Source organism: Mesorhizobium sp. W016, assembly GCF_054719485.1.
Genome location: NZ_JBTTIF010000002.1, coordinates 2,568,907 through 2,581,179, shown reverse-complemented (window position 1 = coordinate 2,581,179; position 12,273 = coordinate 2,568,907). Strand labels below are relative to the sequence as shown.

General features: G+C 62.4%; 14 protein-coding genes. 5 read left to right on the top strand and 9 right to left on the bottom strand.

Features of this window, described 5'->3' with window-relative positions:
• Window positions 1–96: 96 nt before the first annotated feature.
• The 7 genes from cimA to cysS form a co-directional block, all read right to left on the bottom strand.
• A complete protein-coding gene (gene cimA, locus ACYG9V_RS12790) occupies window positions 97–1,713 on the bottom strand; it encodes a citramalate synthase (protein ID WP_023684468.1) in 1,617 nt (538 codons plus the stop codon).
• A gap of 187 nt (window positions 1,714–1,900) precedes the next feature.
• Window positions 1,901–2,857, bottom strand: a complete 957-nt coding sequence (gene pip, locus ACYG9V_RS12785; protein WP_023684469.1) for a prolyl aminopeptidase — start codon at window positions 2,855–2,857, stop codon at window positions 1,901–1,903.
• An 8-nt stretch (window positions 2,858–2,865) separates the two neighbouring features.
• Window positions 2,866–3,342, bottom strand: a complete 477-nt coding sequence (locus tag ACYG9V_RS12780; protein ID WP_023743782.1) for a GFA family protein — start codon at window positions 3,340–3,342, stop codon at window positions 2,866–2,868.
• Window positions 3,339–3,830, bottom strand: coding sequence for a GFA family protein (locus tag ACYG9V_RS12775; protein ID WP_023673573.1), 492 nt, complete (start codon window positions 3,828–3,830; stop codon window positions 3,339–3,341). Before ACYG9V_RS12775 ends, ACYG9V_RS12780 begins: the two co-directional genes overlap by 4 nt.
• A 22-nt stretch (window positions 3,831–3,852) precedes the next feature.
• Entirely contained in the window at window positions 3,853–4,239 is a 387-nt protein-coding gene (locus ACYG9V_RS12770) for a VOC family protein (protein WP_023673572.1), read from the bottom strand.
• Window positions 4,236–4,640 carry an endonuclease domain-containing protein gene (locus tag ACYG9V_RS12765; RefSeq protein WP_023738584.1) on the bottom strand — a complete coding sequence of 135 codons (405 nt, stop codon included), beginning with the start codon at window positions 4,638–4,640 and terminating at the stop codon, window positions 4,236–4,238. The genes ACYG9V_RS12770 and ACYG9V_RS12765 overlap by 4 nt, the downstream gene beginning before the upstream one ends.
• Window positions 4,641–4,923: 283 nt before the next feature.
• The gene (gene cysS, locus ACYG9V_RS12760; RefSeq protein ID WP_023749692.1) at window positions 4,924–6,357 is read right to left on the bottom strand and encodes a cysteine--tRNA ligase; all 1,434 of its coding nucleotides are present in this window, start codon (window positions 6,355–6,357) and stop codon (window positions 4,924–4,926) included.
• 390 nt (window positions 6,358–6,747) lie between these two features.
• Between cysS and ACYG9V_RS12755 the strand changes: the two genes are divergently transcribed.
• The gene (locus ACYG9V_RS12755) at window positions 6,748–6,903 is read left to right on the top strand and encodes a hypothetical protein (protein WP_023673568.1); all 156 of its coding nucleotides are present in this window, start codon (window positions 6,748–6,750) and stop codon (window positions 6,901–6,903) included.
• Window positions 6,904–7,041: 138 nt separating this feature from the next.
• Here the strand turns inward: ACYG9V_RS12755 and ACYG9V_RS12750 are convergent, their stop codons facing one another.
• Window positions 7,042–7,800, bottom strand: a complete 759-nt coding sequence (locus tag ACYG9V_RS12750) for an SOS response-associated peptidase (protein ID WP_352762947.1) — start codon at window positions 7,798–7,800, stop codon at window positions 7,042–7,044.
• A 126-nt stretch (window positions 7,801–7,926) separates the two neighbouring features.
• Here ACYG9V_RS12750 and ACYG9V_RS12745 point away from each other — a divergent pair, with 126 nt between their 5' ends.
• The 4 genes from ACYG9V_RS12745 (at window position 7,927) to ACYG9V_RS12730 (ending at window position 10,275) form a co-directional block, all read left to right on the top strand.
• Window positions 7,927–8,334, top strand: a complete 408-nt coding sequence (locus ACYG9V_RS12745) for an NUDIX hydrolase (RefSeq protein WP_023753097.1) — start codon at window positions 7,927–7,929, stop codon at window positions 8,332–8,334.
• A gap of 67 nt (window positions 8,335–8,401) precedes the next feature.
• Window positions 8,402–8,779, top strand: a complete 378-nt coding sequence (locus ACYG9V_RS12740; protein WP_023705383.1) for a TIGR02301 family protein — start codon at window positions 8,402–8,404, stop codon at window positions 8,777–8,779.
• Between the two features lie 328 nt (window positions 8,780–9,107).
• Window positions 9,108–9,365, top strand: coding sequence for a hypothetical protein (locus tag ACYG9V_RS12735; RefSeq protein WP_023673564.1), 258 nt, complete (start codon window positions 9,108–9,110; stop codon window positions 9,363–9,365).
• Window positions 9,366–9,471: 106 nt separating this feature from the next.
• A complete protein-coding gene (locus ACYG9V_RS12730) occupies window positions 9,472–10,275 on the top strand; it encodes a hypothetical protein (RefSeq protein ID WP_023824157.1) in 804 nt (267 codons plus the stop codon).
• A gap of 658 nt (window positions 10,276–10,933) precedes the next feature.
• Here the strand turns inward: ACYG9V_RS12730 and ACYG9V_RS12725 are convergent.
• Window positions 10,934–12,265 (bottom strand): dihydroorotase, encoded by a 1,332-nt coding sequence (locus ACYG9V_RS12725; protein ID WP_352762949.1) that lies wholly within the window; start codon window positions 12,263–12,265, stop codon window positions 10,934–10,936.
• Between the last annotated feature and the right edge of the window lie 8 nt (window positions 12,266–12,273).

The following is a 12,273-nucleotide window of genomic DNA, read 5'->3' as shown; positions in this document are numbered from 1 at the left end:
AATTATGATGGATCAATGGACTTCCGCTGATGGTTCAAGGGGCGCCGCCAGTTCCTCGCCCCACTTCGAGGGGCGAGGAACCCAAGTCCTGCAAGCTTACTCCGCCGCCACCAATCCCGCCATGTCGCGGTTCTTCATCAGCTTGTAGACGATCGAATCCATCAGCGCCTGGAAGGACGCATCGATGATGTTTTCCGACACGCCGACCGTCCACCAGCGTGCGCCGGTGCCGTCATGCGATTCGATCAGGACGCGGGTGATCGCCTCGGTGCCGCCATTGAGGATACGCACCTTGAAATCGGCGAGCTCCATGTCGGCGATCTCGCTCTGGAATTTGCCGAGGTCCTTGCGCAACGCGATGTCGAGCGCGTTGACCGGGCCGTGGCCTTCGGCCACCGACATCTTCTCCTCGCCCTCGACCATCACCTTGACGATGGCTTCGGAGACCGTCTTCAACTGGCCGTTGGCATCGAAGCGGCGCTCGACCATGCAGCGGAACGAAGTGACGTTGAAGAACTCCGGCAGGCCGTGCAGCATTTTGCGCGCCAACAGCTCGAAGGAGGCATCGGCGCCCTCATAGGCGTAGCCCTCGGCCTCGCGCTCCTTGACCACCGAGATCAGCGCATCGAGACGATGGTCGTCTCTGGGCACATCGATGCCGCGCCGCTTCAGCTCGGCGAGGAAATTGGCCTTGCCGCCCTGGTCCGAAACCATAACGCGGCGGCGGTTGCCTACTGCCTCGGGCGGCACATGTTCATAGGTCGCCGGCTCCTTGGCCAGTGCGGAGGCATGGATGCCGGCCTTGGTGGCGAAGGCCGAGGCGCCGACATAGGGCGCCTGCGCTTCCGGAGCACGGTTCAGCAATTCGTCGAAGGCGCGGGAAAGCCGGGATATCCCGGTCAGCGCCTCGGCCGAGATGCCGGTTTCAAACCGATCGGCGAAGGCCGGCTTCAGCGCCAGCGTCGGTACGATCGAGACCAGATTGGCGTTGCCGCAGCGCTCGCCGATGCCGTTCAGCGTGCCTTGGATCTGGCGCACGCCGGCCTCGACGGCGGCGAGCGAATTGGCCACCGCTTGGCCGGTGTCGTCATGGGCATGGATGCCGAGATGGCCGCCCGGAATACCTGAAACAATGACCTTGTCGACGATGGCGCGCACTTCCGAGGGCTGCGTGCCACCATTGGTGTCGCACAACACCACCCAGCGCGCGCCGGCATCATAGGCGGTCCTGGCGCAGGCCAGTGCGTAGTCCGGATTGGCCTTGAAGCCGTCGAAGAAATGCTCGCAATCGACCATCGCTTCCTTGCCGGCGGCAACAGCTGCTTCGACCGACGCGTTGATCGAGTCGAGGTTTTCCTCATTGGTGCAGCCGAGCGCGACGCGGACATGATAGTCCCAGCTCTTGGCGACGAAGCAGATGGCGTCGGACTTGGACTGCACGAGCGCTGCCAGGCCCGGGTCGTTGGATGCCGACACGCCTGCCCGCTTGGTCATGCCGAAGGCGACGAACTTTGCCTTCGCCGTGCGCTTCTGCTGGAAGAAGGCGGTGTCGGTCGGATTGGCGCCGGGATAGCCGCCTTCGACATAGTCCATGCCGAACTCATCGAGCAGCTTGGCAATCGCGATCTTGTCCTCGACGGAAAAGTCGATGCCCGGGGTCTGCTGGCCATCGCGGAGGGTTGTGTCGAAGAGATAGAGGCGTTGTTTGGTCATTGTTCTGTTGGCGCGCGAGCACCCCCCTCTGGCCTGCCGGCCATCTCCCCCTCAAGGGGGAAGATCGGCAGCTTTAGCGTCGGATCGTTTCCTGCAGCGACGGAGATTTGCGAAAGCGCCGATGACAGCCAATCTCCCCCCTTGAGGGGGAGATGTCCGGCAGGACAGAGGGGGGTGCCACGCGCTGTCATTTCCCCGCAAACCCATCCGTCGCGCGTATCAGCCGATCCAGAATCCCCGGCTCCGAATAGGAATGGCCGGCGCCTTCGATGAGGTGGAAATCCGCCTTCGGCCAGGCCTTGTGCAGGGCCCAGGCATAGCGCGCCGGGCACGGCATGTCGTAGCGGCCGTGGACGATTGTGCCGGGAATATCCGCGAGCTTATGGGCATCGCGCAGAAGCTGCCCCTCCTCCAGCCAGCCGGCGTGGACGAAATAGTGGTTCTCGATGCGGGCAAAGGCGATGGCGAAGTGGTCCTCGCCGAACTTGTCGCTGGTCTCCGGCTCCGGTAGCAGCGTGATCGTCTCACCTTCCCACAGGCTCCAGGCAAGGGCGGCTTCCAGCTGCGCCTTGCCATCGGCGCCGACCAACCGCCTGCGGTAAGCGGCCATCATGTCGCCGCGCTCGGCTTCAGGAATTGGCGCCAGGAAACGCTCCCATTTGTCGGGGAACATCTCGGAGACGCCGAACTGATAGTACCATTCGAGTTCGGCGCGGGTCAGCGTGTAGATGCCGCGCACGACAAGCTCGCTGACGCGATTAGGATGCGTCTCGGCATAGGCCAGCGCCAGCGTCGAGCCCCACGAGCCGCCGAACACCAGCCATTTTTCGAAGCCGCACATCTCACGCAGCCGCTCGATGTCGGCAACCAGGTGCCAGGTGGTGTTGGCCTCGAGCGAGGCGTTGGGTGTCGATTTCCCGCAGCCGCGCTGGTCGAACAGGATGACGTCGTAAAGCTTCGGGTCGAACAATTGCCGATGTTTTGGCGAGAAGCCGCCGCCGGGACCGCCATGCAGGAAAACGGCCGGCTTGGCGCCCCTGGTTCCGGAGCGCTCCCAGTAGATATGATGGCCGTCGCCGACATCGAGCATGCCGGACTCGAACGCCTCGATCTCTGGATAAAGAGTACGAAGTTCACTGTTCATTTCATTGCTCATATCTTCAGGCCGTGCGCGGGCCAGTCCGTGGTTTCGTGGTCGGGATGCTGGAAGGAGATGATCTGCTCCTGGCGGGAGTAGAAATCCGGATCCTGATGCACGGGCTGGTCAAAGATCGTTTCCACCCAAGGCAATCGGACCGCGTAGTTGACCTGGATCTGCGGCGCCAGATCGGAGCGGTCGTCGAAGGCGCCGATGGCGATCTCCAGTGCGCCAGGTTGGCGATAGGTCAGCGGTGTACCGCAGCGGGCACAGAAGCCGCGATCGATGTTGACCGACGACTGGAAATAGGTGGGCTCTTCGCGCATCCATTCGACGCCATCCTTGGGCACTGTCACCAGCGCGCCGAAAAACGAACCGAACTGTTTCTGGCACATGCGGCAATGGCAGATGGACGCCCGGCCGAGCTTGCCCTTGATGCGGAAACGCACGGCACCGCACTGGCAGCCGCCGGTTCGAACTTCATCGGTCATAACTTTTCCTCTGGCGGCCATTGTTCGGTGTCATGGTCGGGATGCTGGTAGGAGACGAGCTCGGCGAGATAAGGCGCCGACGACATGTCGGCCATAGTGTCCTCGCCCGGCAATTGCGGGATGGTATCGACATAGGGAAGTTTTGCCTCCGTGCCCCACTGGATCAGCGGCACGATATCAGCCGGATTGTCGAAGGCGCCGATGGCGAGGCCGATGCCGTCGGGCGCGGTAAAGGTCAGCGGCGTGCCGCAATTGGCGCAAAAGCCACGATCGACATGGCTGGACGAGGCGAAATATTTCGGTTCGCCGCGCGTCCAGTCGAGTTTGGCGCCACGCACCGAGACCAGGGGCGCGTAAAATGAGCCGAACGCCTTCTGGCACATGCGGCAATGGCAGATCGAGGCGTCACCCAGCGCACCCTCGACGCGAAAGCGCACCGCGCCGCACTGGCAGCCACCGGTGTAGATCGGCCGGTTGTCGAGGCTCATGGCGTCTCACTCCGTTTCATAGTCATTCGGGCGCATGGCAGACGGCCTCGACATTGTTGCCGTCGGGATCCAAGACGAAGGCGCCGTAATAGTCCGGGTGATAATGCGGGCGCAGCCCCGGCCCGCCATTGTCCTTGCCGCCGGCGGCGAGCGCCGCGGCATGGAAGGCGTCGACCTCGGCGCGGCTGCGCGCGGTGAAGGCGACGTGCTGATGGGTCCTCGGCTTGTCATCGCTGGCCTGCAGCCAGAACACCGGCCGGTCGCGGCCATAGCCACCGACCTTCGCGCCGCCGGTATATTCCAGTGGCACCATGTAGATCAGCGAGGCGCCAAGCGGCGCTATCGCCTGGTCATAAAAGGCTTTCGACGCGTCGAAGTCGGCGACATTGATGCCGAGATGGTCGATCATGAAACAAGCTCCTCCCTTGCTGGCGCCGGCACGTCGGCGCCGGCCAAGCCGGCCCCGATGACGATGTGCTGGCAGGCATTGTCGATATCGCGGATGACGTCGTCGTTCCAGAAGCGCAGGATGGTCCAGCCACTGGCACTCAATTGAGCGCTGCGTGCCTTGTCGCGTTCTGCATCTTCTACGTCGGCATGCTGACTGCCATCAACCTCGACTACGAGGTGGTGGGCCGAACAGGCGAAGTCGACAATGTAGGGTCCAATCGGTACCTGTCGGCGAAAGCTCATCCCGATCAGCCGGTGAGCCCGCAACTCATTCCACAGTTTCAGCTCGGCATCGGTCATGACGCGACGCATGGACTTTGCATTCTTGCGCTGACGCGATGGAACGAGGTCGTGACCCATGCTCAGGCCACTCCGCGCTGGCGATTAGCGAAAACCGAGGCGAGGGCTGATCTCCCCCCTTGCGGGGGAGATGTCCGGCAGGACAGAGGGGGGTGCTGTCCCGCCAGCGTCTCAACCGGCAGCCATTGCGTTCTCAGAAAGTGGCCGAAATGAAAGTGGGCAAGAAGGAACGCTGGCGTTCCTTCGAACCCCCCTCTGTCCTGCCGGACATCTCCCCCGCAAGGGGGGAGATTGGCTGTCGCTGCCGCCTTCGCCAATCTTACAACGGTGTCTCGCGCCACCCTCACCGCTTCACCTCCCACGTCGTCACGCGTTCGTTGGTGACAGGATCCTTGCCGTCTTTCAGCTGCACGCCCTGCGCCAGAAGCTCATCGCGGATGCGATCGGCTTCGGCCCAGTTTTTCGCTGCGATCAGTTCCAAGCGCTTGGCGATCGCCTTGGCGACCGCAACCTCGTCGACCTTGGCCGCGCCGATATCGAAGCCGAGGAACAACAGCGATGCCTTCAGCGATGCGGCCGCTTCGTTGCCCTCCGCGGCCTCACCGGCAAGCTGCGTGAGTTGCTGGAAGGCGGCGTAGGTTGCGAGGTCGTCCGACAGTGCCGCCACAATCTCCGCCGGGACTTGCCCTGCCGACGGCGCCAGGTCAGCCGCGCGTTTCCATTTGCGCAGCGTGTTCTCGGCTTCCTCCAGCTTGCGCACGGAGAAATCGATCGGCTCGCGGTAATGCGTCATCAGCATCGCCAGACGCAGCACCTCGCCCGGCCATTTGCGGCCGCCGAAGGTCTCGGTCTCCAGCAGTTCGGCGATCGCGTAGAAATTGCCGACGCTCTTCGACATTTTCTGGCCCTCGACCTGCAGGAAGCCGTTGTGCATCCAGACATTGGCCATGACGTCGGTGCCGTGGGCGCAACGCGACTGGGCGATCTCGTTCTCATGGTGCGGGAAGATCAAATCGAGGCCGCCGCCATGGATGTCGAAGACATCGCCGAGATAGGCGGCCGACATGGCCGAGCATTCGATGTGCCAGCCCGGCCGGCCCCTGCCCCATGGGCTGGCCCAGCCCGGCTCTTCCGGTGACGACAATTTCCACAGCACGAAATCGCCCGGGTTCTTCTTGTGAGCGTCGACGGCAATTCGCGCACCGGCCTGCTGTTCGTCGAGATTGCGCTTCGACAGCTCGCCATAATCCGGCATCGAGGCGGTGTCGAACAGCACTTCGCCGGCGGCGACATAGGCGTGGCCGCGTTCGATCAAACGTTCGATGAGGGTGATCATGTCAACCTTGCCGTCGGCGCGGCGCGCGACGAACTCGGTGGCGCGCGGCTCGACCGTCGGCGGCAAGCAGCCGAGTGCGGCGACATCCTTGTGGTACTGGTCGGCGGTTTTTTCGGTAACGCGGCGGATCGCCTCGTTGAGCGTCAGGCTTCCCGACGCGATCTCGGCGCCGAAATCGCGCAGCGCACGGGCGTTTATCTTGTCGTCGACATCTGTGATGTTGCGCACATACGTGACACCAGCCTCGCCGTAGAGGTGACGCAGCAAACGGAACAGCACGTCGAAGACGATCGCCGGACGCGCATTGCCGATATGGGCAAAGTCGTAGACGGTTGGGCCGCAGACATACATGCGCACATTCGACGGGTCGATCGGGACGAACACGTCCTTCGTCCGCGTTAGCGTGTTGTAGAGGCTGAGACCCTTCGATGCGTCAGACATGCGTGCCCTTCCGGCCCGTTAAGTTCTGGATGGAGTCTAACCTGTGCCAAGGCACAAATCGGCTCCAGCCTGCTGGCCGGGGCGTTTGTCCACTCTGGGGAAAGATGAGGCGAAAACGTCCGGACCAGCGCGAAGCTAGCCAATAATGCAAATGCCACAAATGGCGGAAAACGTTTTCATCGGCGGCTTTATCGCCTTGGCCGGTGTTGCCGTCAAGTCGCAACTTCCGGCAAAAGCGTCGCTGGATCATAGGTCAGGAGCCGCTGAAACATTTTATTAAACATGTCGGCACAGTCATGAAACATTCGCCGGCTAGTCCACCATAGGTCACGATTCGGTCAGATTCGGCCGGCAAACGCAGACACGGAAATGTTACCAGGGAAGAGATCGATGTCACGAACCAAGCAGGAATCGAGCCGCGCCAAGCAACCGGCGCTCGCCAACCACTACCGTGCGATCGGCCCGGCCGCGATCGTCGCCGCCCTTCTCCATACCGCGAAGAATAAAAAGCCGGCGCCGAAAATCACTTCGCCCCGCGCTGCCTGAACAGGCATCGTGCCGGCCGCCGACAAGGCGTGCGCCGGAACGGAAGGCTGAGGCGCCCATAGCGCGCCTGAAAACAACAGCTCTTCCTATTGAGCAGGTTCTTCCCGAAGACCGGACCTGGCTTCTTGGGAGCGCGCTCTAAAACAGCGTCATCTGACTGTCGTCCGCGCCGGGCTTCTGGCGCCTGACCTTGTCGGGCTCGACGATGCCCATGTCCTGTATCTCCGGCCCGGTGTTGGCGACCTTGTTGACGAGGTCGGAGACCGGAATTGCCTCGAAGAAATCGGGCAGCGCGGGTTTGAGCAGGTCGGCCACATCGCGCGGTTCGAGCGTGCGGCAGTCCAGCCAGCGGGCAAAATCTTCAGGCGCGATCACCACCGGCATCCGGTCATGGATATGGGCGATGCCGGCATTGGCGTTGATGGTAAGAATGGCGCCGGTGTCCATTTCCGAACCGCCCGGCTCGGCATAGGTTTCAATCAGCCCGGCAAAGGCGATCAACCCGCCATGCCTCGGCCGTATCCAGTAGGGCTGGCCCTTCTTGCCGCTGCCGGATTGCTGCCACTCATAGAAGCCGGAGGCCGGCACCAAGGCACGGCGATGGCGCATGGCGGCTTTGAACGAGGCTTTTTCAATAGCGCCTTCCGAACGCGCGTTGATGAGCAGCGGAAATTCCCTGGTGTCCTTGACCCAGGTGGGGATCAGCCCCCAGCGCACCAGCATCGCCTGGCGATCCGGGAAATTCGAGCCCGGCATGCGCGGCGGTCCCGACAGCGCCATCAGCACCGGCTGCGTCGGCGCGATGTTGTAGCGGGCCGGAAAATCCTCCAGCTCCGCCAGGCCGAGCAAGGCGGCGGTCTGGTCCGGCTTGGCCGTCAGGGCAAAGCGTCCGCACATTGGCAAGCTCGATGAAATGATCCGATCGCGAAAGTGGCGATGGAACCGGCGTTGCGCAACCGCTAAAGCTCAATGCCGCCGGCCGGTCCACAAGGGTCTGGCCTCAAATAGGCGAAAACGAGATCGATGAACGAGCAGCGCAAGACACTTCCCGCAGTCTCGGTCGCCGTCGTGCGCGGCAGGACGGTGCTGCTGGTCAAACGGGCGCGGCCGCCGTCGCAGGGGCTTTATGCCTTTCCCGGCGGCAAGGTCGAGCCCGGCGAGACGCTGCAAGAAGCAGCGTCGCGCGAATTGCTGGAGGAAACCGGGCTGCGGGCGCAGGACTATCGTCCGCTTCGCGACATCCACATCGACGGCAGCGGCGAGAACCACCCGGTCGACTATCTGCTGACCGTGTTCGGCGCCGTTTATGCCGGCGGCGAAGCGACGGCCAGCGACGATGCCGAGACCGCCGCCTTCTATAGTCTTGATGAAATGGCGACGCTGCCGCTCGCGGGTGACGTCATGGAGGTGGCTGAAGAGCTTTTGGCCTGAAGCAGGCCGATATCTGCCGCTCCGAGAATCGCCTTGCAGGCGACAAAATGTTTCGTCAGATAGACTTATGACCCGCACCTCGCTGTTCCTTGCCGCATGCATCGCCGCCGCCACGGCTTTTGCCGTGCAGCCGGCGCTGGCCGCCGAGTCGCCGTTCGAGCCCGGGCTGATGCGACTGGCCGAGGTGCTGGGGTCGCTGCATTTCCTGCGCAATCTGTGCGGCGAAAAGGGCGACCAGTGGCGCACCGAGATGGAAAAGCTGATCGATTCGGAAAATCCCGATCCGGAGCGGCGTGCCCGCTTCATCGCCAGCTTCAACCGCGGTTACCGTTCCTTCGGCGGCACCTATACCCAATGCACGCCGTCAGCGACCGAAGCCATCAGCCGCTACATGAAGGAAGGCGAGACGCTGTCGCGCGACATCGCCTCGCGTTACGGCAACTGACGAGCGCCAGACGGCGTTTAGCCAACGCCTTTTCGAGCACCCGCCTTGTATCCACGGCACGTTGATGCAATCTTGGTGTTGCACTTGCGCAACAGTATTAACGAAACGTTAGCGCGCGAATGCGGAATTAACTCAAACTGAAGGTTTTCATCCCGCTCACCGGTCTAATCGGCTAAGTTTGAATCGGACCGAACGCAGGCGACGAAGTTTGTAAAGACGATCAAAAAAATGTCGTATCTACAGATACTTACTTAGCCTGAGTGAGATAGGGGCAGCCCAAGCCGGATCCGACCCGTCGGACCGCCGCTTGAAAAGGTGGACATCGCAAATGGAACATGGCGTCAACGACATCGACGCGCTTGTCAGGGAAGAAAAGCGCCTGACCGCGGTGGAAAGCCATAGCGAGGCCTGGGCGGAAGGTCTGTCGGCCGGCATAGAACCTGAAATCATCGCCGAGGCAGCGCTTGAAACCGCGTTCGGCGAGATGCTGCGAGCCAATGGCGAGACCTCGGCCCTTGCCCTGCTCGACCGCATGCGTGAAAAGGTGATCGCCGGCGCCTTCGAGCCGGAGCGGTTTCGGCACTAGGCGGCGCGCGTCTCAGAGGGTGCATCGCCAGCTTACCGGTTCTTTGACGACGGCGCGCCGTTTGGGCATCATGCCTGAAGAGCCTAGGCCCGAGGAGAGGCAAGCGGTGAATTTTTCGATGTCAGGCCGGCCTCGCGGCGTGGCCCTCAGCATCTGGCTTGCCGCTTCCTGCGCCGCGGGTCCGCTGGCGTTTGTCCTGACCAGCAACCCTGCCTACGCGTTGAGCGAGATCAAGCGCGAGGAGCTTCCAGTTCCTGCCGGGCCACCAGCCAATGGTGAGACGGCGCCGTCTGAAAATTCAGTGCCAATGCCCGATCTGCCCGGCACGGCGCCACCGGCGGCCAGCCAGCCGAAATCGCCCACGGAGCCCGGACAAAGCCAACCGGAGGCCCCCGCCAACGATGGCGGCGTGGCCAACCCGCGTGCCGATCCAGAAGCGCCGGTGCCCGAAGTCGTCTACGACCTTTCCAAATTGCCGGAGCCCGTCAGGCGCATGCGCGATCTGATGGTCGAGGCCTGCGTCAGCGGCGACATCGAGAAGCTGCGGCCGCTGATCGGCAAGGGCGACACCATGACCCAATTGTCGCTGGGCGAAATCGAGGGCGACCCGATCGCGTTCCTGAAAGGGCTATCGGGCGACAAGGAAGGTCAGGAAATCCTCGCTATCCTGGAAGAGGTGCTCAATGCCGGCTATGTCCATGTAGACGTCGGCACACCGCAGGAACTCTATGTCTGGCCGTATTTCTTCGCCCTGCCGCTTGACAAGCTCAACGCCAGGCAGCGGGTCGAACTGTTCAAGATCGTCACCGCCGGCGACTATGACGACATGAAGCAGTTCGGAGCCTACATCTTCTACCGCGTCGGCATTACGCCCACCGGGCAGTGGACGTTTTTCGTCGCTGGGGATTGAACGGCCGGCGAATAGCTGTCTCTCCTGCGCGGTTGAGGCGCTTATTTACAACTGTATTCCCAAGTGAAAATTTGAGGATGCTCAGCGTCGGGATCCTCGTCTTGTTCAGGATCCCTGCTTACGGCTATACTCCCCAGGGCGCTGACGCCATTTTGGCAACTACCCTTGATCAATCTCGCCACCATTCCAAAAACTTGCAGATGCCGATCTCGGAACGACATCTCCGCCAGCGGCCCATCATACTTTTCTCTGTTATGAATGACCTCTATGCGTCTCTTGTTCGAACCCAGGTCGATTATAGAGTAGTTGAATTCCGATCCGCTCAATTCAGACACACCCTGCTTCGGGGTATCCAGGGCATTTGCCGAAACTTCAGTCATACCCAGAATGATCAAGATAGCGGACATATATCTGAGCATAATTCCCCCCAATAAACGAGAATTAGAGTCTGTCTTGCCGGATGCTTTCCAGAGTAATTCCAGGAAAAGTGTGAAACGGCTTTCCGTCCGAATTGCGTCCAAACAAAGAGAGTGACGGATTCGGCAGAACAATGCACCGCTTTGGTTAGTAAATACGCCGCGGTATTGGCCTGTCCCGCCTGGCGGTCGAACGGGGATCCGTAGCCGAGGACACGTATGGTGGTTCGTTATCCGGCCGCCTAAGCCGGCAGCGCCTCGGAAAACTCCACCGGCCTGCCCTGTCCTGGCGTGACGATCTCGCCTTCCCACATCACGCGACGACCGCGCACGATCGTGCCGACCGGCCAGCCGGTGACTTCCTTGCCGTCATAGGGCGTCCAGCCGGCCTTGGAGCCGGCCTGCGCATTGGTGATGGTCTCGCGGCACTTCATGTCGACAACGGTGAAATCGGCGTCATAGCCTGCGGCGATACGGCCTTTCCGGGCCATGCCGAAGATGCGCTGTGGGCCATGGCTGGAGAGGTCGACGAAGCGCTGCAGGGTCAGCCGGCCTGAATTGACGTGGTCGAGCATGATCGGCACCAGCGTCTGCACCCCGGTCATGCCAGACGGTGAGGCCGGATAGGGCTTTGCCTTTTCGGCCAGCGTGTGGGGGGCGTGGTCGGAGCCGAGCACATCGACAATGCCTTGCGCAATGCCGTGCCAGACGCCGTCGCGATGGCGGGCCGCGCGAACCGGCGGATTCATCTGGATCAGCGTGCCCAGCCGCGCATAGTCGTCGGCGGTGAGCGTCAAATGGTGCGGCGTCGCCTCGCAGGTGGCGACATCCTTGTGCTGTTCGAGGAACACGATCTCTTCGGCAGCGGAGATGTGCAGGACATGGATGCGGGCGCGGGTGCTGCGCGCTATGCGCACCAGCCGCTCGGTGCAGCGCAAGGCCGCGATCTCGTCGCGCCAGACGGGGTGTGAGGACGGGTCGCCCTCGACGCGCAAGCCGAGGCGCTCGCGCAGCCGGAACTCGTCCTCCGAGTGAAAGGCGGCGCGGCGGCGGGTGTTGCGCAGGATCGATGCGACACCCTCGTCGTCCTCGACCAGCAGGTCGCCGGTGGACGAGCCCATGAACACCTTTATCCCGGCAGCACCCGGCAGCCGCTCGAGCTCACCGACATCATTGGCATTCTCGCGTGTGCCGCCAACCCAGAAGGCGAAGTCGCAATGCATCCGGCTGGTGGCGCGGCGCACCTTGTCGGCAAGCGCCGCCTCGCTGGTGGTCAGCGGATTGGTGTTGGGCATTTCGAAGACGGCGGTGACCCCGCCCAGAACAGCGGCGCGAGATCCACTCTCGAGATCTTCCTTGTGCTCCAGCCCCGGCTCGCGAAAATGCACCTGGCTGTCGACGACGCCGGGCAGGACGTGCAGCCCGCGACAGTCGATCGCTTCGCCGGCCGAAGCTTGGCGAAGATCGCCCATTGCGACGATGCGACCACCCTTGACGCCAACATCGCGCGCGCCCTCGCCATCATGGTTGACCACCGTGCCGCCTGTCAGGATGAGGTCGTAGGTGGTGGCCATGGGCGTTC